Genomic DNA, 20,154 nt, shown 5'->3' with positions numbered 1-20,154 from the left:
ATCCCCGCGAAAGACTACTGTCTTTCACATGGGATACCGCTTCGCGGGCTGATGGCTCGCATGACCTACTGGTCATGCTATGGTGACTTACGTTCAAGAAGCTCTTTGTTAAAACAGCGTTGATAATATTCATTAATAAGTGGTTGCTCACTCTCATCACATTTATTGAAAAAGGTAAGACGAAAAGCCTTATGAACATCGCCAAAAATAGCGGTGTTCTCAGCCCAGTTAATTACGGTGCGCACCGACATTACGGTAGACAGATCACCATTTATAAAACCTGTCCTCGTTAGGTTTGCCATCTCCACCATATTTTTAAGCAAGGATTTTTGTTTCGCCGGTAGTTTCTCAGCATGGCTATTTATTATTTTAAGCTCCTCTTCCGGCTCAAGATAATTTAAGGTAGCGACCACATTCCACCTGTCCATCTGCCCTTGATTAATTGCTTGTGTTCCGTGATAAAGTCCGGTGGAATCACCAAGCCCGATGGTATTTGAGGTAGCAAATATCCGAAAACATGGATTTGGGGTTATAACCTTGTTCTGATCTAATAAGGTAAGTTTTCCATGTGCTTCTAATACTCTTTGAATTACAAACATAACGTCCGGTCTTCCAGCGTCATACTCATCAAATACTAGTGCCATCGGGCGGTTAAGAGACCATGGCAATATACCCTCCTGAAAACTGGTGATCTGCTTACCATCCTTCAAAGTTATTATATCTCTACCGATTAAATCGGTGCGACTGATATGACTATCAAGATTAATCCGAATACATGGCCAGTTAAGACGAGCCGCCACCTGCTCAATATGGGTTGATTTTCCGGTTCCGTGAAATCCTTGCACCAAAACCCGCCGATTATAGCAAAATCCGGCAAGAATGGCGGAAGTAACCTCCGGTTCAAAATAATAATCAGGATCAATTTCTGGTACATGCTCTGTTTTAGAGGAAAAAGCTTTTAAGTCATCGCTAAAATCTATTCCGAATATCTCTTTGGAATCTACCTGTTGTTCTAGCTTTTCTTTGTTATTTTCAATATTATTGGTTGCTATCATTGGGCTGGTCATTTTCTTTATCTAAATCCTATTAATTTACTACGAGCTCTGTCATTCAGTTTAGATATATAAGCTACAAGTCTATATAGTATACATAACTTAATTTTAAGCAATTACAACAATCATACTCGTTACAAATAAAAATATTACATATTTTTATTAAATTTTACGCTCGCTTCGTATGATAAAATTATTGCTTTCTGCGGTGATTTTTATAGTATTTTTTAGTTAATTATAGTATGATTAAATCGTACTTTTTAGTAATAATAAATAATAAGTAGGAATATTTATGTCGTCTGTAGAAAAAATCAGTATAGCGCTTACTCCTGATTTGGCGTTTTTAGTTCACAAAGCGGTAGAAAGTGGTTATTACGCCTCCAGCAGTGAAGTTATACGTGAGGCGTTACGTGACTGGAAAAATAAGTATAAATTCGAAGATCACAATACTGAAGAGTTACGAGCATTATGGCAAGAAGGAATAGATAGCGGCTTAGCTGGTGAGTTTGATATAAGAAAAATAAAAAAGGAAGCTCGTAATTTCAGAAAAAAGAATAATTAAAAGCTATTCGTAATTATGGCTAGAATTTTATATTCTAATAAAGCACATACTGATTTGTTAGAAATATGGTCGTATATCGCTGAAAAAAATATAAAATCAGCGGATAAGTTACTTGATGATATAGCTGAAAAATGTATATTGATCAGCAAGAATCCGAAGCTAGGATGAGCACGTCCTGATATTTCGCTAGAGATGCGCTATTTCCCTATAAAAAATTATTTGATTTTATATAGGGAGTTTGAGCTTGTTGTGGAGATTGTTCGTGTTGTTCATGCTATGCGTGATATAGGTAAAATCAATATTTAGATAAGTTAAAGTATTATGAAATATAAAGTCGCAGTTGTAGGCGCTACGGGAAATGTAGGAAGGGCTATGCTTTCTATACTTTCCGAGCGTAATTTTCCAGTAAGTGAGGTTGTCGCCCTCGCCTCTAAAAGGTCACTAGGTAAAGAGGTTAGTTTTGGCGATATAAAAACTCTAAAAATAAAAGCATTAGAGGATTATGATTTTTCTGATACTGATATTGCCCTGTTCTCACCGGGTTCTGAGGTATCAAAAATATACGCGCCAACCGCCGCTAAGGCTGGTTGTGTGGTAATTGATAACACCTCCTATTTTCGGATGAATCCTGATATTCCACTGGTAATACCAGAGGTAAACGCTGACGCTCTTAAGGATTTCCGTAAAAATAATATTATAGCTAACCCTAACTGCTCTACTATGCAGATGTTGGTGGCGTTAAAACCATTGCATGAACTAGCTAAAATCAAGCGTATTGTGGTATCCACCTATCAATCGGTTAGTGGCGCTGGAAAACCAGCGATGGATGAGTTATACGACCAGACTAAATCCATATATATGAATGAAAAGCAAGAAGCTAAAAAATTTACCAAGCAGATTTCTTTTAATGTAATTCCGCATATTGACTCTTTTGTTGAAAGTGGAGCGACCAAAGAAGAAATGAAAATGGTTAATGAAACCAAGAAAATATTGGATAAAGACATAGAAGTTATCGCTACCTGTGTGCGTGTTCCGGTTTTTGTCGGTCATTCGGAAGCGGTATTTTTAGAGTTTGAAAATCCGATAAGTTTGGAACAAGCATGGGAAGCCCTACAGAACGCTAAAGGCGTTACCCTATATGACGAGCCTAAAGATGGTGGCTATTGTACACCACTGGAATGTGCTGGTGAGGATGATGTATTTATCTCACGTCTTCGCCTAGATACAACAGTAAAAAACGGTCTTGCTATGTGGATAGTCTCTGACAATCTACGTAAAGGAGCAGCGCTTAATACCATACAAATAGCTGAAGAGCTTATAACTAATTACGGGCTAATGCCAAAAAATAAATCATAACATTCAGGAGTGTATATGAAATTTATAAAAGAAAATCCAGCCCTTGCCGCTGGTATTGGGCTTCCAATTATACTTATTATATTTTTCTATATAGCGACCGCTATTCCTAGATGGACTGTCGCACCTCCCAAATACAACCTAGTTTTTAGCGTACAAGAATATAGTGGCTGTAGAAAGGAGCCAGAGGTTAATTTTAAGACCGTAAATGGTAAAATTGCAGCTGAATATAAATATAATAAAAATAACGTATGCAATAATAAAAAGCTTTATATTTTTGACGCTAAGACTCTAGTCAGTCGTGAAATAAATTTTAATATGCCCCCTGAAGATGGTGAAGTTGGAATATGGAAAAAATTTGATATTCCTGAATTAGAGTCTATTAAACTTGATAACAGTCCTGTATCTCCTGATGGCTATCAATTCGCTGATAACTATAGATATAATTATAGAAGCGGATTTTTTCCTTTTGGAGGATATTACGGAGGACGTAATGGATTGGCTATAAATAAGGATGGTAGAGTGTTTCGTATTTATCCAAATAATGGTAAAAATTATAGCTATAGCATAAATAATACATATTTATTAGGCTGGATTATAGCTGATGGAGAATAGTTATGGATAGCAGGCAGGAAGCGTTATCTCAAATATCAGAATTGATAAAAAAATACTCAATTTCTATTAGTGAGATACAAGAGGCTATAGCTCCCACACCGGAAAATAAGAAAAAAGATGGTATGGGCATTGCTATGATGATTTTTTCTTTGCTTGGCGGAATATTCATATTTTCTGGTGTTGCGGTTTACGCCTCAATGTTTTGGGAGGGCATGAATAGTGCGGCAAGGGTAATTATTACTCTTGGTAGTGGTATCGCCTTATATGTTATGGGTATAATTTTTTCCCGTGATAAAAGCAAAGCGGCTTTCGTGGCTCCTATTATGTTTGTAGCGGCTTTATTTGAGACTGGCGGGCTTTTTGTTCTTATTAATGAGTATTTTAATTATGACACTAATAACTGGCGGCTGGCGAGCTTGCTAGTTTTTGGGATTATGCTCACGCAGCAGCTTTTGACCTTTATTTCTATAAGAGTTCCCATATTATTATTTACGATGTTTTGGTTCGCTGGCTCTTTCCTATTCATAGCATTTGATATGTTAGGAGTAGTGGAAGAATGGACAATGTTTATCGTTGGGCTTTCTATATTACTTATATCTCATGGTATGTACAAAGATGCTTACAGGCGTATCGCGCAAATGCTTTATGTTATTAGTATATATGTGTTTTATAGTGGAGTATTGGGAATATTTTATCAATTGGATTATGCTGATTACGGAACCGCTATTATTGGGGCTTCTCTTGTTTCTACTGTCTATGGGCTGCGCGCGCACCTATATGATAATATAATATTTATCTCAAACATAATAGGCTCATTATGCTTTTTATGGGGAGGGTTTGAGATATTACAAGACTCGCCATTTGAGATATTTTATATAGGGTTTTTATTCCTTGCCTTGTATTTCAGCATAACTATAAAAAGCACTAGTGTTTTGATAATATCAGTATTGTCAACACTTGGTTATATCGGGTATTTCACCGCCAAAAATTTTGTCAATTCAGTTGGCTGGCCGATTTCTCTTATAATAATAGGAATAATATTCTCCGCCATAAGCGCCGGAGCATTCAAAATCAAAAAGAAATACATACCATGAAGAAGTTATCATAAATTTATAATATATATATTTTTCAATATACTGAATTATAACTGATATGTATTGCAACCTGTATAACATCATATAACAAGTGACGCGTAAAAAATTATGATCGATAAACCAGAAAGTAAGAAAAAAATAAAAAGGGCATTGATATAACGAATATTATGTATTTTTCATTACTTGGACTTGCTGGAATATCTATATTTTCTGGTATCTCAGCTCATATTTCTACGTTATGGCGAGATATAAACGGAGTGGCAAGGGTAATCTCTACCCTTGGTAATGGTATTGTGTTATACGCTATAGGAATTAAATTTCTTCGCGAAAGTAGAAAAATGTCTATTATAGAGCCTATTATATTTGTAGCGATATTATTAAAAACTATTGGATTATTTATACTTATCGATGAATTTTCTAACTTATACACTAGTAATTGGCGGCTAGTAGGTCTAATAGTTTTCGGGGCTATGCTTATGCAACAGCTTTCTATATTTATTGCAACAAAAATAACCATTTTGTTATTTGCCGTAATCTGTTTCGCTGGTTCTTTTCTATTTATAGTTTTTGATATGATAGGAATAACTAGAGAATGGAATCTGCTTATTATTGGTATTTCTCTTATTTTTACTGTTTATATGCTACGCACACAATTACATAACAATATGATATTTATCTTAAACGCGATGGGAGCACTATGTTTTCTGTGGGGAGTGTTTGGAATATTAAAAAACTTAATATAATACCGTTATATTGACATATATCTATAATTTGACTACAATTAGACAGTTGTCCCTAATGTTAATTTATAGGTTAGAATATGGCTGAGATTAGAGTCCGTAATCTGGAAAGCTGGGTAGTTGACAGTATGAAATTACGTGCCAAACGCAATGGCAGAAGCTTAGAGGCTGAGCTACGAGAAATGCTTACAGGGTTTGTACAGAACGAACGACAGCAGCTTGTGGAAAGCTCCAGAGATTTGCGTGATAAAGTACAAAAGGAATGTGGAATATTGCCAAGTAGCGCGGAATTCATTCGTTCTATGCGTGATGGTGAGGATGAATGATTATTGACGCAAGTGTCGCTGTTAAATGGATATTGCCGGAAGAATTTTCTGAACAAGCTGAGTTACTACTTTCTAAACATAACAATATGTATGCGCCATCAATAGTGAATTTAGAAGTAGTATCCGCTATTACAAAAAGATACCGTATGGGGGCATTATCCAGAAATCTTACGTATATGGCACTCAACGAATGGGAAAAGCATATAAAAAAAGAATCTATTATTCTAGTCAAAAATAGTGAAATATGGGAAGAAGCAAAGGAGTTAACTCTTTCTATACCTCATAGCTTCCCTGATTGTTTATATCTAGCACTAGCGAAATATAAACAACTGCCACTTGTGACAGCGGACAAAGTTTTTATAGGCAAAGCAAAAAAGTATTATAACGATATTGTAAATATAAGTAATTTCTTGCTGCATTAAAGAAATATGGGGCTTATAGTGACTTATATGATAAACTCATATTACTAAACCAAGAAAATACATACCATGAAGCAATTAGAACAAAATTACGATCACAAGAAAAAAGAAAAATATTGGCAGGATTATTGGGTAGAAAAAGGAACTTATCACTGGCGAGATGATAAGCCACGTGAGGAAACTTTTGTTATAGATACTCCTCCGCCGACCGTATCCGGCGTACTGCATATGGGGCATATCTTTAGCTACACACAGGCGGATTTTATCGCCCGTTATCAACGCATGGCGGGTAAGGATGTTTTTTACCCGATGGGGTTTGATGATAATGGTCTGCCCACTGAGCGGCTAGTTGAGAAAATAAAGAAAGTTCGTGGTAGCTCTATGCCACGTGCTGATTTTGTCGCTATGTGTAAAGATGTGGTGCGTGACGCTGAGGAAGATTTTCGTAAATTATTCAAAAGCACCGCCCTTAGTGTTGATTGGCGACAGGAATATCAAACAATAAATGATGACGTGCGTAAATTATCGCAAGAATCTTTTATTGATTTGCTGAAAAAAGGTGAAATTTATCGTGATTTCCGCCCGACTTACTGGGACTGGGTGGACGGCACCGCCATCGCCTCCGCCGAGATTGAGAATAAAGAAATGTCCGGTGTCATGAATGAGATAGTTTTTGGGTTAGAAGGCGAGGTCAGCAGACCGAGCGAGCCTTCAGCTATGCCCCATGTGAGCGACAGTATGTCGCGTAGCGGGGGCGAAAGTATAATTATCATGACTACTCGTCCTGAATTACTTGGCGCATGTGTGGCGGTGATGTATCATCCTGAAGATGAGAACGCCGCTAAGTATGAAGGAAAATTCGCTATAACTCCGCTATTTGGTGTTAAAGTGCCGATGATTGCTGACGAGGCGGTAGAGCGTGACAAGGGTACAGGCTTAGTTATGTGCTGTACCTTCGGTGATGACACTGATAAGGAGTGGTGGCGGAAATATAAATTACCGCTACGTGCCTTGCTTACCAAAGAAGGAAAGCTTGATTTTAATAACCAGCTATTTGTGGATTCGTTTGCTGCTTCTGGGCAAACCGCTATACAGATCCCACAACAAGTGCGGGATGACACGCAGGGACTAAAACCCAAGCAAGCTAACGCTAAAATCATTGAGCTGTTACAAACGGAAGGCAAGTTGCTTAAACAAACACCGATGACTCATACCGTAAAATGCGCTGAGCGTAGCGGAACACCGATTGAGATAATCCCTACTTATCAATGGTTTATCCGACTTACTGATAAGAAAGAAGAATTGCTTAAAAAAGGCGCGGAGGTAAACTGGTATCCTGAGTATATGAAGATACGTCTCAATCAATGGATTGAGGGCTTAAAGGAAGATTGGTGTATTTCTCGTCAACGTTTCTTTGGTGTGCCGATTCCAGTATGGTATTCCAAGCGTAGTGGCGAAGAAGGTAAGATATTATTCCCTGATGCCAAACAATTACCTATTGATCCGCTGGTTGACCTACCGGAAGGCTATGGTAAAGATGAGGTTAAGGGTGACGCTGACATACTAGACACTTGGGCGACATCATCTATAAGCCCACAAATTAACGCACGGGCTATTGGTGGTGGTGACAGATACCAGAAATTATTCCCTGCCGATATGCGTCCGCAGGCACATGAGATTATTCGTACGTGGGCTTTTTATACTATAGCTAAAGCGCATCTACACGCTGACGCTATCCCTTGGAAAAACATAGTTATATCTGGCTGGTGCTTAGCATCTGATAAAACAAAAATGAGTAAATCCAAAGGTAATGTAGTAACTCCTGTTGCCTTGATTGAAGAAAAAGGAACAGACTCGGTGCGCTATTGGGCATCTACCTCACGTCTTGGTACTGATACAGCTTTTTCTGAAGACTTACTTAAAATCGGACGTAAGCTAGTGAATAAATTATGGAACGCCTGCAAATTCGCTTCTATGAATCTTAGTAAGCTAGATGGAACTCCATCCACTGCCGCCGCTGACGCTAAAAATGGTGTAATAAATGAGTCTCTGGATTTATGGATATTATCAAGGCTGAATAAAGCGGTTGCTAAGTCCACAGAATTATTTGAAAAATTTGAGTATTGTGACGCACGGGTTGCCATAGAGGATTTTTTCTGGAATGATTTTTGTGATAATTATCTGGAGTTAGTAAAGACACGGGCTTATGGTGAGGGTGATATAAACAGCTCGGCTCAGCAGTCAGCTCTTTATACGCTTTATCATTGTTTGGATGCTATACTTCGCTTATTCGCGCCATTTGTTCCGCATATTACAGAAGAATTATATAGCCATATTTTTGATAATAAGTTTGAGAAATCGGGTTCTGTGCATTCTCGTGGCAACTGGCCGCTTGCCACTGATTATCCACATAATGAAAACCATGAAAAAAGTGGTATCTCCGCTGTTGATGTTCTTAATGTTATTCGTAAGGCAAAATCAGAGGCTGGAGTTTCCATTAAAGCACCGGTCGCTGAAGTTAAAATCATAGCGACAGGTGACGGTGATTTAGATTTATTAACAATGGTTGCTGGTGATCTCAAAGCCGCTGGTAATGTTCATGAAATTATAGAAGCTGATAATGATAACCTTACTTACACTTCAGATCTTGGCTGGTTTAAGCTTTCGGTAAGGCTTGCAGTAATTGAGGAACATAAACGTAACTCTGAGCAGGCGGAATACGAAAAGATTGATAAGGATGGTGTATTATATGGTAAAGCTACTCCTGATTTATCTAAACATACGGTTAAAGTACAGGTAAATAGAGTTCCTGATAATCTTGAGCGTCAAAAGTAAATAAAAAAGGAATAGCGATGCCGCCTGATAATTCAGAAAGCATGATGGAAAACCTACCTTATTACAAAAAAAAGTATGAGGAAGCGAAGAAAATCAATGTCTACTATATTCCCGCTCAGGATGAGAGAAACGGTGACGATATATATTTTTACGCTATAGCAAGCGCCAGCCTGCATCAGCAGATGATGTATTGTATTGATAAGGGAGATATACCACATTTTGCCGTAGTAGTGGAGAAAGGCAAGGGAAAACCCAGCACAGAGGTTAAAGATAAGATAAAAGCTTATTATGGCTTTGACCATGATAAATACGCTAACAGCATAAACTAAACAAATATTTACTTTATTATAATTATGAATATAATGAACCTAAATATAGGGAGGAAAAATTTATGGATATTGAATATAAAAAACATCATGAGCATTTAGATAGGATTGAAAAAGCTAAAGACAGCTCTATAGATGGATTGAGTAACGCTATAAACTCTGTACTGCAAGATTATGGGGTAAAATCTATTGTCGCGCTTAAGAGTCAGGATGGTGAAGGTACCGGTGATCATTTTATTAACACAGTAAAACCAATAGTAAAGGGTGCTTTATTAAAAGCTATCGATGATGAACATAGCGAGGTGGTAAAAAACCATGAGTTATTTACTAAACACGCTACAGATCTAGGTATAAATAAAGAGATTAATGGAATGTCAAAACAAACACAGCAACCGACTGAAGCAGCTCTGGCTACAAATCTACAATCTCCAGCTAGGGCATAGATGTAGTCTATAAGATGGCAGAGAATTATATCCCAACCTTTGCTGAAAAAGTAAAATTTGGCAAGAGTGACGCTATTATGACCTATTACGGTAAAAATAGGCAGGGAGAAGATTTCTTTTGTTATATACGTTGTGATTTTGAGGGATACCGGAAAATGCAGGAGGACTACCTGAATAGAACCTATGCCACTCCTGAAAGCTACGGAAAAGTAATATATCGTGACGAGCTTCCAGAACCAGACGCAAAGGCGGAGAAATTCTTAAGTGATTGGGTCGCGCGAAATAACTAGTGTATATTTGCTATATTGCTTATTTCCCTAGCCAACTGCGGGCTTGCACGTCAAATATTCTTCTATATTCATCAAGCGCGAAGCGATCGGTCATTCCGGCGATAAAGTCGGATACTATTTGAGCTATACGGGTTTTATCCTCTTTTTTTATTCTATATTCACCATCAACGAATATCTTATCGTGCCATAAATCAGGAAGACATTGCGGCTCAGCGAGAAAAAACTCAAATAGGTCTGTTACCACCCTCTTCGCCTTACTTGCCATACGATTTACCTTATAATGACGATACATATTTTCCATCAGGAATTTTTTGAGTGAGGCATTTATTTGTTGCATTTGTGGAGAGAAACAAGCCAGCGGCTTTCCTAACATACGAATATCATCAATAGTTTTTATGTTATTATCAGCTATGTTAATACGGGTTTGTTTAATTAAATCCGTTACCATGCGGTTTATAAGGCGACGATTTACCTCATGAGTTAATCTTTCTATTTCAATATCTGGATATTTTTTCTTAACTTCATAAAAAATCTCCGCTATTTCCTTTACTTCCTCAAGTTGCTCAATTGTTATAAGCTTAGCGCGTATTCCATCATCTATATCATGATTATTATAAGCTATGTCATCGGCGAGTGAGGCGATTTGCGCCTCAAGGCTAGCATGGGTGTTAAGTTCCAGATCGTGGCGTTTATTATATTCCTCAATCTCCCGTAATTTTACAGTAAGTGGCCCATTATGTTTAGCTACACCTTCCAATGTTTCCCAAGTAAGATTCAGCCCGTCAAACTCCGCGTATCTTTTTTCCAGTGAGGTGAGTATACGAATAGTGTGAGCATTATGATCAAAACCACCATATGGTCGCATCGCCTCACTTAGAGCATCCTCACCAGCGTGGCCAAATGGTGTGTGCCCTAGATCATGAGCAAGAGCGAGAGCTTCCGCTAGATCCTCGTCAAGCCCTAGCGAACGGCTCATTGAACGAGCAAGCTGTGATACCTCAAGGCTATGGGTCAGACGGTTACGATAGTGATCTCCCTCATGGTTTACGAATACTTGTGTTTTATATTCAAGGCGGCGAAAGGCGGTAGAATGGATTATCCTATCCCTATCCCGCTGAAACGGTGAACGGGAACTACTCTCCTCTTCTTTATAGAGCCGACCACGAGTTTTTAATGGGTTGCAGGCATAAAGAGTAAAATTGTTAGTATTTTTTATCATATCTACTTGAAAATAAAGAATATTATCCATTATTGCAAGGAAATAAAAAAAATAAACACTAACAAAATTTAACTTTTCATTAAAAAATAAGCTGCTACACTTTAATTTAAGCTAATTTAATTATAAGGATAATTAACATGAAAGATGGGAAACCTACAGAAGAAGAGATGGACGCATTACAGTGGTATATAGAGCAAAGAAACAAATTTACGGAGTCATCTTTAAGAAATGAAGTTGTACAAACTGAAATAAAAGATTTTCTAGAAGGCAAGACTCTCGTAAATGAGGAAAAACTAGGTGATACTGTACAAGATAAATTGCGAAATGTTATTGCTAAATATAGGCAATCTATGTCAACACCTAAACCTGATGAGAATAATATTGACCATATTATACATAAAATTGGAGTTAGCAATGAAGGACAAAGGTCAAAAGAGTGGCAAAAAAGATTCGAAGAAGAAGCTAAAAAAACCTTTGGAGGTATAAGGAAGTAGTAAAACACACTTGCGAAAGAATGTTTTTTATCCCATATATAACTACATGGAAAACTCTCAACAAACAAATTCTGACTTTAATATCACACAAGCGGCGGCTCAGCGGATAAATTATCTCAAAGAGAAGGAAAATAATCCTACCTTACGTTTTCGTGTAAGTGTTGATGGTGGAGGGTGTTCTGGTTTTCAATATAAGTTTGACCTTGATGATAACGTGCCGGAGGATTGTGATATTGTAATCTCTAATTTTGGCGCTGAGGTTGTTATAGATGATGTGTCAGCAGGTATTCTTAAAAATTCAGTGCTTGATTACACTGAAGATTTAGCGCAAGCGGGTTTTGAGATAAAAAACCCGAATGCCACCTCTAAATGTGGCTGTGGCAATAGTTTTTCTATAAATTTATGAATGATAAAAAAAACATTTCAATAGCTAGTTGGAATGTTAATTCCGTGCGTTCTCGTCTTTCTCATCTGCTTGACTGGCTAAAAAATGACAGTCCAGATATAGTGTTACTACAGGAATTAAAATGTACTGACGATATGTTTCCAGCTATGGAGATTGAGGAAGTTGGTTATAATATCGCGATTCATGGTGAGAAAAGTTACAACGGAGTAGCTATTCTCTCAAAATTTCCGCTTGATGATGTAGAGCGTGGTTTGCCTGAAAAATCTCAAGCTGAGGAAGTTGATAAACAAGCTAGATATATAGAAGCGGTTACTACTACACCATGTGGAGTATTTAGGGTTGCCTCAGTGTATGTGCCGAATGGTCAAGAAATAACTTCCGATAAATTTATCTATAAGCTGGGTTTTCTGGATAGTTTATACGAACATAGCAAGACTTTACTTAGTTATGGTGAGTCTTTTGTTATTGGTGGAGATTATAATATCGCGCCAGATGACAGAGATGTACATTCTCCTGAGAAATGGAAAGACAGTGTGCTTACCCACTATGAGGTAAGAAGTAGATTAAGAAAAATACTGGCTCTTGGTGTTTATGACGCTTGTCGCGCTAGCAAGTGGGATGGAAATAGCGAGTATAGCTGGTGGGATTATCGCGCTAATGCCTTTGCATCTGATAATGGCCTCAGGATAGATCATCTGTTACTATCACCGCAAGCGGTTGATAAGCTGGATAGATACTGGGTTGAGAAAAAATTACGCTCTCTTGATAAGCCATCTGACCACGCTCCGGTAGTCGCTAAATTTGTTTTATAAAAAATATTACCAGCCGGACGGTACCGGTTTAACCGCTACCTTAACCTGATTTCTTCCACTATTTTTTGCCAAATATAACGCCTCATCAGCCCTTTTTAATAGCCCTTTAGAGCTATCACCAGTTTCAAGAAGGTTGGCTATCCCTATGCTGATTGTTTTATCTATAGTATTGCCATCGCCATCAATAGCAAATTTTGTTTTCTCCACTGTTTCTCGCATACGACTGGCGACACCAAGCGCTGAGTTTTCATCAGTCTCTGGCATTAGAACCACAAATTCCTCTCCACCAAAGCGTGCGGCTAAATCGGTAGAACGGGCTGCGTTTAATATTATATCCGCCAATTGTTTAAGCACCATATCACCAGCATCATGCCCATAATTGTCATTTACTTGTTTGAAATGATCCATATCCATTATCATAAGAGCAAGTTTTTTACCGTTCTTACTGGCTTGCCTTACCATATTTTCTAAGTGAGTGTTTAGATAGTGACGATTATATAAACCAGTAAGACCATCTGTAAGCGCCATAGATACGCTTTGTTTGTACTGCTCCTTAAGAGCGTCCTGATAATGTTTACGCCTAACTTGAGTTTTTATCCTCACCGCCATTTCATTTTTATCTATTGGAACAACTAAATAATCACTAATTCCCATATCAAGGGCTTTAAGCATGATATGTTTCTCGTCTTCATCAACTAATACTATTATTGGCGTGTTTCTAGTTTCCTCAGTGCTTTTAATATGAGATGCCAAGCGCAGACCATCCATATCATTTAATAAAGTACTAATTAAAATAACATCAAATTTCCCTGCCACAGCTACCGATACAGCATTATCAACATTATCCTCTAGATGAGCTTCATATGTTTCTTCTAGCTTTGATAAAATACTCTTTGACTGAATCTCATCATCATCAATTAACAAAATTTTTGAACCAGAAACATCCTCTATAAAATTATTATCACTACCTGATGCCGCTCCCATTTGTACACCTGTCGCATCACGCAAGCGCAACTCATCAAGTAATGTTTTTATTCTTATCAAAGATTTTACACGGGCAAGCAATACGGTATCATCAATTGGCTTGGTAATAAAATCATCGGCACCAGCTTCAAGACCTTTTAGCCTATCTGATTTTTCTGAAAGAGCGGTTACCATTACCACCGGTATATGACTTATTTCTGGATCTGCTTTGAGTTTTGTACATACCTCAAACCCATCCATTTCCGGCATCATAACATCAAGTAATATAAGGTCAGGCTTATGTGCCTTAACTTTTTTTATTGCCTCAAACCCGTCAACGGCAGCTATTACATCATAATACTCACTGGTAAGTTTAGCCTCTAACAGCTTAATATTGGCCGGTATATCATCAACTACTAAAATTTGTGCTGTCATAACTAATCAGATAGTTCCTTTTCACCCAAAAACCTTCTTACTGTATTCAAAAAGGGCACTATAGAAATAGGCTTAGAAACATACGCCTCACAGCCAGCAGCGAGGATTTTCTCCTCATCATCTTTCATGGCGAAAGCGGTAACCGCGACTATTGGAATTCCGGCAACTGACTCATCAGATTTCAAGCGCCTAGTTATATCAAGACCAGAAATTTCTGGAAGTTGTATATCCATAAGTATTAAATCAGGACTCTCACTACGAGCGAGAGAGATCGCCTCCATACCATCTTTGGTCTCTATAATTTTATAGTTATGGGCGGTCAAAAGATCACGAAAAAGCTTCAAGTTCAACTCGTTATCTTCTACTATTAATATCTTTTTTTCCATGATTTTTATAAAAAAAAGTTAAATTCCAATATATAATATTTACATATAAAGGCTTAACAAACTCCTAATTTATAAAAAACTTATATAAATTATTTATTGAATAAAGTTTATCATTTAATCAATTGATTAATAATGATAATATAGGCTTTTGGTCACAATCCTAGTATATTAATAATCTATTTTAATATTTTATCTACTGATACCCGTTCACAACTCTTGAAAACTATATAAGATAACATACTGATTATACTATAAAAACATAGTTCTAATAACTGCCTTAAAGCACCATCCATGATAGCGTCTCTTCCATGCTTATATATAAACTCAAAATTTGCCTTAAATAAAAAAAATAAACTAATGGAGCTAATTCCCATAATTAGCGCTGATATACACATTATGAAAAATGTCAAAAAAAAGTTATAAGTTATAATTTTTCTCATTTTTATATTTATAGTCAAAATGTTATGCTTTTTGCTTTTCTAACACTAGACAAATTATTTATCTTAGCGAGAAGTTCTTCTGATATTGATTGATCTATCTCAACAAGCGCTATAGCTTCCTTCAATTCTTCATTACGCCCTAGATGGAAGTAGGCTATATTTATTCCCGCTGAACCAAGAACAGTACCCAAATCCCCGATAAAACCAGGTTTATCATCATTATTAACGTATAGATTCTTAGTACCAAGACCAGCTTCTAGCTTGATTCCCGCCACTTCTACTATTCTTGGTTTATCGGCAAATAATGTTCCGGCGATGGTGATAGTATTTTCCTCACAAATAATAGTGATACGCACCAGAGTTTGATAGTCTCCAGTTTTATCATGACTCGTAGAGCTTACGCTAATTCCTCTTTCTTGCGCTATTACCGGCGCGTTTACCATATTCACTCCCTCCACCAACGGTGAAAGCAGACCTTTTAAGGCGACAGCGCTAAGTGGTTTAGTATTTAATTTTCCAGCTTTTCCCTCATACTCAATTTTTACCTCTTTTAAGCCACTCTCGGCAAGCTGTCCGGCAAAGCTACCAAGTTGATCAACCAGTTTAAGATAAGGTTTAAGCTTAAGAGCGTCCTCCGCTGACATTGAAGGTATATTAAGAGCGTTGGTTACAGCGCCTTTTACCAAATAATCAGACATTTGCTCAGCGACCTGAACCGCTACATTTTCTTGTGCCTCAGTGGTAGAAGCTCCAAGATGCGGTGTACATATAACCTCTTTCATGCCAAATAAGGTATTTTCTTTAGCTGGCTCCTTCTCAAATACGTCAAGAGCGGCTCCCGCGACATGACCATTTTCAATCGCCTCTTTCAAATCAGCCTCATTTACCAAACCACCACGCGCGCAATTGATAATACGCACGCCTTTTTTGCATTTTGCCAAAGTGTCTTTGTTTAAGATATTTTTAGTGCTATCGGTAAGTGGTGTATGTAGGGTGATAAAATCAGCCTCACCAAGTAATTCATCAAGCTCTACTTTCCTTATGTTTAAGGCTGTAGCTCTTTCGTTAGATAAAAATGGATCGTAAGCTATTACACTCATCTTAAGACCTTGCGCACGGTCAGCCACGATAGAACCAATATTACCAGCTCCGATTAAACCTAGAGTCTTGCCAGAAAGCTCAACTCCCATAAACGCGCTTTTTTCCCATTTTCCAGCATGAGTAGAAGCATTCGCTTGTGGAATCATGCGCGCTACTGACATCATAAGAGATATTGTATGCTCGGCGGTAGTAACTGAATTACCAAATGGTGTATTCATTACAACAATGCCATTTGCGGTAGCGGCTGGAATATCAACATTATCAACCCCTATACCAGCACGTCCAATAACTTTTAGATTTTTGCCAGCTTTAATCAGTTCAGCGGTAGCTTTGGTAGCGGAACGCACAGCAAGACCATCATAATCACCAATTATTTTAATAATTTCCTCTGGCGTAAGACCAGTCTTAACATCAGCCTCCACTCCTCTTTGTTTGAATACATCAATTGCTTGTGGTGATAATTTATCGGCGATCAAAACTTTTGGCATTTTCTATATCTCTCTTTCTAATTAGACTCATATTTTTAATTATTTTTAGACTAGTATCTCACTACCTTATACTATTACTAAAATGTCCGATAACTATAGTTATTATGAACAAAAATAAAATAAGTAATATCGCTTTAGCTATAGGATGCACGGATAATCCTCTAAGCAGCGTTAGCGGCAATATTTTTTACCTCAGAGTACGCCCAGTCAAGCCAAGATGTCAAAGTTTTAATATCAGATTTCTCAACAGTCGCCCCGCCCCAGATACGCAGACCAGCAGGCGCGTCACGATAAGCTCCAATGTCATAAGCGACACTTTCTTTTTCTAAAAGAGAGGCTATTTTCTTAGCGGTTTGCGCCTGCTCTTCATCACTTAAAGAGGCAAACCAGCTATCAGTTATTTTAATACATATGGAAGTACAAGAACGCGTGTTTTCCTCTTCAGCTAAAAAATTAGCCCAGTTAGATTTTTCTATCCAATCGGTTATTACCTGTAAATTACCATTAGAACGAGATATAAGAGCATCAAGCCCGCCAACTGACTCAGCCCAATTAAGAGCGTCCAAAACATCCTCAACGCAAAGCATTGATGGAGTGTTGATGGTAGCTCCCTCAAAAATTCCTTTAATCAACTTGCCTCCCTTAGTAAGTCGGAAAATTTTTGGTAGTGGCCATGCTGGTGTATAGCTTTCTAAGCGCTCAACAGCTCTTGGTGATAGGGCGATCATACCATGCGCCCCCTCTCCTCCTAGCGCTTTCTGCCATGACCATGTAACAACATCTAGTTTACTCCAATCCATATCCATAGCGAAAACCGCCGATGTCGCGTCACATATAGCAAGACCTTTTCTATCCGCAGATATCCAGTCAGCATCCGGCACACAAACCCCCGAAGTTGTGCCGTTCCAAGTAAATACTACGTCATTATCCCAATTCGCTTTGCTTAGATCAGGCAATTTTCCATAATCAGCCTTATATATATTAAGGTCGCCTAGTTTTAACTGGCTCTTACAATCTGATGCCCAGCCGGAACCAAAGCTTTCCCAGGCGAAAACATCAACGCCACGCGCGCCGAGCATTGACCACATCGCCATCTCAAAAGCTCCTGTATCTGAAGCTGGCACTATCCCAAGAATATAATCATCAGGCATTTTAAGTAGTTTTTTGCTGCGCTCAATTACCTCAGCCAATTTAGATTTTCCAATTTTAGCACGGTGGGAACGACCGAGCGTAGTATCTTTAAGAACGTCCAGCGACCAATTTGGACGTTTAGCGCAAGGACCAGAGGAAAAACATGGATTATTTGGCTTAACTGATGGTTTCACTTACAATCTCCTTAGGATATAAAAAATCAAATGTATCGGGCTAAAATAGCAGGTGACACAATTAGTACCTTTTGCTGGCTATAGCAAAGTATTTTTTATTGTATTTGTCCACAGGTGTTAACCAGTAAAAACTTAGATCATACGCTCAGAGAATGAGAAACAGAAAGAGCCTCTTTTATAGCGTTTTTTCTGATACCTTCAAGTGGTCTTCCGGATTCCACTTTTTTGTTTTTTTGAGTTACGTTGTCTTTTACTACAACACTATCTCTATTTGACTCTTTATGATATGTCACAACAGGTATACCATGCTCAAATAGCTTTTCAGCGTCAGTTCGCGATAACTCATATACCGCCTTAAACTCTCTGTCTTCCTTAACATCATTTCTTTCAAGGATAGCGCTGCGGACACTTGGGGTTAGTTTTATACCTAATTTCTCTTCTATTACTGGTATAGTTTCCAGCTTGTTGTTATCTTTATCTTTTACGAAAAATTTTGTAGCGTTATTGTCGTTTTTATTCACAATTAGTTTATTAAAAACCAGAGTATATTCTGGCAAATTTTTTGAACGGTTGGGTATTTCGGTGTTATCCTCTAGCACTGCTCCTCTTAAAAGCTCTTTTGCTTCATTACTCAAAGCAGCAGGTAATGGGGTTTTGTTTTTAGCGAATTCTACATGATATTTTTTATCATCGTTATTTTTGTTATTTTCCGCTTCGCGTACTCTATCCACGAATCCCATAATTATCCCTTAGTGCTAAAACTATATTAATTAAGTTATTTTAATTAATATCACTAATAAAACAAGTATTATCTTATTTCAAATCTAAAAAACCTACCATGTCACGCACTTCTGACATGGTTTTAGCGGCGATAACCTTTGCTCTTGCCATCCCATCGCTTAAAACTTGGTCTATATAGTCAGGTGAATTAAGTATCTCACGCATTTTTTTGCTTATCGGAGCAAGATGTTCAACCGCGACTTCAGTAAGCTCTTTCTTGAAATCAGCAAAGTTGAGGCTAGCGCACTCATCAGCCGCTTTCTCATTACTAATTCCTTTAAGGGCGGCGTAAATCCCAAGCAGATTACTTGCTTCAGGACGTGATTCATCAAAGCTCATACCTTCTACCATATCTGACTTCGCTTTACGAATTTTAAGAGCGATAGTATCAGCGTCATCGGTAAGAGCGATACGGGAATATTCCGACTCATCAGATTTACTCATTTTTTTTGTTCCATCACGCAAGCTCATGATTCTTGCCGCCTGTTGCTGAATAATCGGCTCAGGAAAAGGGAAATATTCTGTATTGTAATTACGGTTAAAAGCTCCGGCGATGTCGCGCGCCAGCTCAATATGCTGCTTCTGATCCTCACCCACTGGCACATGGGTAGTTTTATACAGCAGCACATCAGCGGCCATAAGTACCGGATAAGAATAAAGACCGAGCGGTGCTTTTTCCTTATTTTTACCAGCTTTATCCTTAAATTGAGTCATCCGGTTAAGCCAACCGATAGGAGTGTTACAGGAAAGTATCCAAGCAAGCTCACTATGTTCTATTACCGATGATTGCGGAAATATTATATTTTTTACCGGATCTATACCGCAAGCGATGTAAGCCGCCGCTGTCTCACAAACCGCCGCTCTTAATTTTACTGGATCTTGTGGAACGGTGATAGCATGCAAATCTACGATACAAAACAAGCTTTCATATTGGTGTTGCATATCAACCCAAGCGCAAATCGCCCCCAGATAATTGCCCAGATGCAAATTGCCAGTTGGCTGTACGCCAGAAAATATACGGTTATGTGTTTGTGAATCAACCATAAAAAACCCTTCTAATAAATATTTAGATCTATTAATAGCTGGAAATAATACAAATAATCAATGGAAAAACATTGGTTGACAAACATTAACAGAGCCTTATAAAAACGTATATACTACTGTTCCTGATAACATATAAAAGTAATTATTATGACTGAGACAAAAAAACTAAAGCCAGAGGTCGTTGGAGCCACACAAAGACAAACTCC

22 protein-coding genes and 1 pseudogene are annotated in these 20,154 nt (G+C 37.9%); 15 read left to right on the top strand and 8 right to left on the bottom strand.

Annotation, left to right across the window (positions count from 1 at the left end; translation table 11 throughout):
• Positions 1–77 precede the first annotated feature (77 nt).
• Entirely contained in the window at positions 78–1,067 is a 990-nt protein-coding gene (locus tag R3D71_05120) for an AAA family ATPase (protein MEZ5691028.1), read from the bottom strand.
• A 277-nt stretch (positions 1,068–1,344) separates the two neighbouring features.
• On the opposite strand from R3D71_05120, the gene R3D71_05115 reads away from it, so the two are divergent.
• The 12 genes and pseudogenes from R3D71_05115 to R3D71_05060 all read left to right on the top strand — a co-directional run bounded on the left by R3D71_05115 (position 1,345) and on the right by R3D71_05060 (position 10,055).
• Positions 1,345–1,614 carry a type II toxin-antitoxin system ParD family antitoxin gene (locus R3D71_05115; GenBank protein MEZ5691027.1) on the top strand — a complete coding sequence of 90 codons (270 nt, stop codon included), beginning with the start codon at positions 1,345–1,347 and terminating at the stop codon, positions 1,612–1,614.
• Positions 1,615–1,629: 15 nt separating this feature from the next.
• Positions 1,630–1,920 (top strand): annotated as a pseudogene (locus R3D71_05110) (type II toxin-antitoxin system RelE/ParE family toxin).
• A 15-nt stretch (positions 1,921–1,935) separates the two neighbouring features.
• A complete protein-coding gene (locus R3D71_05105; protein ID MEZ5691026.1) occupies positions 1,936–2,970 on the top strand; it encodes an aspartate-semialdehyde dehydrogenase in 1,035 nt (344 codons plus the stop codon).
• A gap of 15 nt (positions 2,971–2,985) precedes the next feature.
• Entirely contained in the window at positions 2,986–3,582 is a 597-nt protein-coding gene (locus R3D71_05100; protein ID MEZ5691025.1) for a hypothetical protein, read from the top strand.
• A 2-nt stretch (positions 3,583–3,584) separates the two neighbouring features.
• Positions 3,585–4,676: a DUF2157 domain-containing protein gene (locus R3D71_05095; protein ID MEZ5691024.1), complete on the top strand. Its 1,092-nt coding sequence runs from the start codon at positions 3,585–3,587 to the stop codon at positions 4,674–4,676.
• A 167-nt stretch (positions 4,677–4,843) separates the two neighbouring features.
• Entirely contained in the window at positions 4,844–5,419 is a 576-nt protein-coding gene (locus R3D71_05090; GenBank protein ID MEZ5691023.1) for a hypothetical protein, read from the top strand.
• A gap of 77 nt (positions 5,420–5,496) precedes the next feature.
• Positions 5,497–5,742, top strand: a complete 246-nt coding sequence (locus tag R3D71_05085) for a hypothetical protein (protein MEZ5691022.1) — start codon at positions 5,497–5,499, stop codon at positions 5,740–5,742.
• The gene (locus R3D71_05080; protein ID MEZ5691021.1) at positions 5,739–6,164 is read left to right on the top strand and encodes a type II toxin-antitoxin system VapC family toxin; all 426 of its coding nucleotides are present in this window, start codon (positions 5,739–5,741) and stop codon (positions 6,162–6,164) included. Before R3D71_05085 ends, R3D71_05080 begins: the two co-directional genes overlap by 4 nt.
• 66 nt (positions 6,165–6,230) lie before the next feature.
• On the top strand, positions 6,231–8,996 hold the full coding sequence (locus tag R3D71_05075) for a valine--tRNA ligase (GenBank protein MEZ5691020.1): 2,766 nt from the start codon (positions 6,231–6,233) through the stop codon (positions 8,994–8,996).
• Positions 8,997–9,013: 17 nt separating this feature from the next.
• Positions 9,014–9,325 (top strand): hypothetical protein, encoded by a 312-nt coding sequence (locus R3D71_05070; GenBank protein MEZ5691019.1) that lies wholly within the window; start codon positions 9,014–9,016, stop codon positions 9,323–9,325.
• Between the two features lie 62 nt (positions 9,326–9,387).
• Positions 9,388–9,765: a hypothetical protein gene (locus R3D71_05065; protein ID MEZ5691018.1), complete on the top strand. Its 378-nt coding sequence runs from the start codon at positions 9,388–9,390 to the stop codon at positions 9,763–9,765.
• A gap of 14 nt (positions 9,766–9,779) precedes the next feature.
• Entirely contained in the window at positions 9,780–10,055 is a 276-nt protein-coding gene (locus R3D71_05060; GenBank protein ID MEZ5691017.1) for a hypothetical protein, read from the top strand.
• Between the two features lie 19 nt (positions 10,056–10,074).
• On the opposite strand, the gene R3D71_05055 is transcribed toward R3D71_05060, so the two are convergent.
• Positions 10,075–11,274, bottom strand: coding sequence for a deoxyguanosinetriphosphate triphosphohydrolase (locus R3D71_05055; GenBank protein MEZ5691016.1), 1,200 nt, complete (start codon positions 11,272–11,274; stop codon positions 10,075–10,077).
• A 137-nt stretch (positions 11,275–11,411) separates the two neighbouring features.
• Here R3D71_05055 and R3D71_05050 point away from each other — a divergent pair, with 137 nt between their 5' ends.
• From R3D71_05050 to xth, 3 genes are read left to right on the top strand one after another with little or no spacing between them, the layout of a single operon-like run.
• Complete coding sequence (locus tag R3D71_05050) at positions 11,412–11,768, top strand: hypothetical protein (GenBank protein MEZ5691015.1); 357 nt, start codon at positions 11,412–11,414, stop codon at positions 11,766–11,768.
• A gap of 46 nt (positions 11,769–11,814) precedes the next feature.
• Positions 11,815–12,174: an iron-sulfur cluster insertion protein ErpA gene (gene erpA / locus R3D71_05045; protein MEZ5691014.1), complete on the top strand. Its 360-nt coding sequence runs from the start codon at positions 11,815–11,817 to the stop codon at positions 12,172–12,174.
• Positions 12,171–12,986 carry an exodeoxyribonuclease III gene (xth, locus tag R3D71_05040; protein ID MEZ5691013.1) on the top strand — a complete coding sequence of 272 codons (816 nt, stop codon included), beginning with the start codon at positions 12,171–12,173 and terminating at the stop codon, positions 12,984–12,986. Before erpA ends, xth begins: the two co-directional genes overlap by 4 nt.
• A gap of 6 nt (positions 12,987–12,992) precedes the next feature.
• Here the strand turns inward: xth and R3D71_05035 are convergent, their stop codons facing one another.
• From R3D71_05035 to trpS, 6 genes are all read right to left on the bottom strand, one after another.
• Positions 12,993–14,384, bottom strand: a complete 1,392-nt coding sequence (locus tag R3D71_05035) for a PleD family two-component system response regulator (GenBank protein MEZ5691012.1) — start codon at positions 14,382–14,384, stop codon at positions 12,993–12,995.
• 2 nt (positions 14,385–14,386) lie between these two features.
• Positions 14,387–14,770, bottom strand: a complete 384-nt coding sequence (locus R3D71_05030; GenBank protein MEZ5691011.1) for a response regulator — start codon at positions 14,768–14,770, stop codon at positions 14,387–14,389.
• 454 nt (positions 14,771–15,224) lie between these two features.
• Complete coding sequence (gene serA / locus R3D71_05025; GenBank protein ID MEZ5691010.1) at positions 15,225–16,799, bottom strand: phosphoglycerate dehydrogenase; 1,575 nt, start codon at positions 16,797–16,799, stop codon at positions 15,225–15,227.
• Between the two features lie 161 nt (positions 16,800–16,960).
• Positions 16,961–18,124 carry a phosphoserine transaminase gene (locus R3D71_05020; GenBank protein ID MEZ5691009.1) on the bottom strand — a complete coding sequence of 388 codons (1,164 nt, stop codon included), beginning with the start codon at positions 18,122–18,124 and terminating at the stop codon, positions 16,961–16,963.
• A gap of 137 nt (positions 18,125–18,261) precedes the next feature.
• Entirely contained in the window at positions 18,262–18,864 is a 603-nt protein-coding gene (locus tag R3D71_05015; protein ID MEZ5691008.1) for a hypothetical protein, read from the bottom strand.
• A 73-nt stretch (positions 18,865–18,937) separates the two neighbouring features.
• Complete coding sequence (gene trpS, locus R3D71_05010) at positions 18,938–19,948, bottom strand: tryptophan--tRNA ligase (GenBank protein MEZ5691007.1); 1,011 nt, start codon at positions 19,946–19,948, stop codon at positions 18,938–18,940.
• Positions 19,949–20,154: the final 206 nt, after the last annotated feature.

It is taken from the genome of Rickettsiales bacterium, from assembly GCA_041396965.1.
GTDB lineage: Bacteria > Pseudomonadota > Alphaproteobacteria > Rickettsiales > SXRF01 > SXRF01.
The sequence above is the reverse complement of the archived record's forward strand: the minus strand, read 5'-3'. Positions and strand labels throughout refer to the sequence as shown.

Excerpts from the sequence above, each read along its gene's own strand:
- R3D71_05085 (MEZ5691022.1), top strand. The coding sequence starts at position 5,497 with ATGGCTGAGATTAGAGTCCGTAATCTGGAAAGCTGGGTAGTTGACAGT.
- trpS (MEZ5691007.1), bottom strand. The coding sequence starts at position 19,948 with ATGGTTGATTCACAAACACATAACCGTATATTTTCTGGCGTACAGCCA.
- R3D71_05035 (MEZ5691012.1), bottom strand. The coding sequence starts at position 14,384 with ATGACAGCACAAATTTTAGTAGTTGATGATATACCGGCCAATATTAAG.
- R3D71_05100 (MEZ5691025.1), top strand. The coding sequence starts at position 2,986 with ATGAAATTTATAAAAGAAAATCCAGCCCTTGCCGCTGGTATTGGGCTT.
- R3D71_05120 (MEZ5691028.1), bottom strand. The coding sequence starts at position 1,067 with ATGACCAGCCCAATGATAGCAACCAATAATATTGAAAATAACAAAGAA.
- serA (MEZ5691010.1), bottom strand. The coding sequence starts at position 16,799 with ATGCCAAAAGTTTTGATCGCCGATAAATTATCACCACAAGCAATTGAT.
- R3D71_05080 (MEZ5691021.1), top strand. The coding sequence starts at position 5,739 with ATGATTATTGACGCAAGTGTCGCTGTTAAATGGATATTGCCGGAAGAA.
- R3D71_05095 (MEZ5691024.1), top strand. The coding sequence starts at position 3,585 with ATGGATAGCAGGCAGGAAGCGTTATCTCAAATATCAGAATTGATAAAA.
- R3D71_05070 (MEZ5691019.1), top strand. The coding sequence starts at position 9,014 with ATGCCGCCTGATAATTCAGAAAGCATGATGGAAAACCTACCTTATTAC.
- R3D71_05050 (MEZ5691015.1), top strand. The coding sequence starts at position 11,412 with ATGAAAGATGGGAAACCTACAGAAGAAGAGATGGACGCATTACAGTGG.
- R3D71_05090 (MEZ5691023.1), top strand. The coding sequence starts at position 4,844 with ATGTATTTTTCATTACTTGGACTTGCTGGAATATCTATATTTTCTGGT.
- R3D71_05030 (MEZ5691011.1), bottom strand. The coding sequence starts at position 14,770 with ATGGAAAAAAAGATATTAATAGTAGAAGATAACGAGTTGAACTTGAAG.
- R3D71_05060 (MEZ5691017.1), top strand. The coding sequence starts at position 9,780 with ATGGCAGAGAATTATATCCCAACCTTTGCTGAAAAAGTAAAATTTGGC.
- R3D71_05115 (MEZ5691027.1), top strand. The coding sequence starts at position 1,345 with ATGTCGTCTGTAGAAAAAATCAGTATAGCGCTTACTCCTGATTTGGCG.
- R3D71_05105 (MEZ5691026.1), top strand. The coding sequence starts at position 1,936 with ATGAAATATAAAGTCGCAGTTGTAGGCGCTACGGGAAATGTAGGAAGG.
- R3D71_05015 (MEZ5691008.1), bottom strand. The coding sequence starts at position 18,864 with ATGGGATTCGTGGATAGAGTACGCGAAGCGGAAAATAACAAAAATAAC.
- erpA (MEZ5691014.1), top strand. The coding sequence starts at position 11,815 with ATGGAAAACTCTCAACAAACAAATTCTGACTTTAATATCACACAAGCG.
- xth (MEZ5691013.1), top strand. The coding sequence starts at position 12,171 with ATGAATGATAAAAAAAACATTTCAATAGCTAGTTGGAATGTTAATTCC.
- R3D71_05055 (MEZ5691016.1), bottom strand. The coding sequence starts at position 11,274 with ATGATAAAAAATACTAACAATTTTACTCTTTATGCCTGCAACCCATTA.
- R3D71_05065 (MEZ5691018.1), top strand. The coding sequence starts at position 9,388 with ATGGATATTGAATATAAAAAACATCATGAGCATTTAGATAGGATTGAA.
- R3D71_05075 (MEZ5691020.1), top strand. The coding sequence starts at position 6,231 with ATGAAGCAATTAGAACAAAATTACGATCACAAGAAAAAAGAAAAATAT.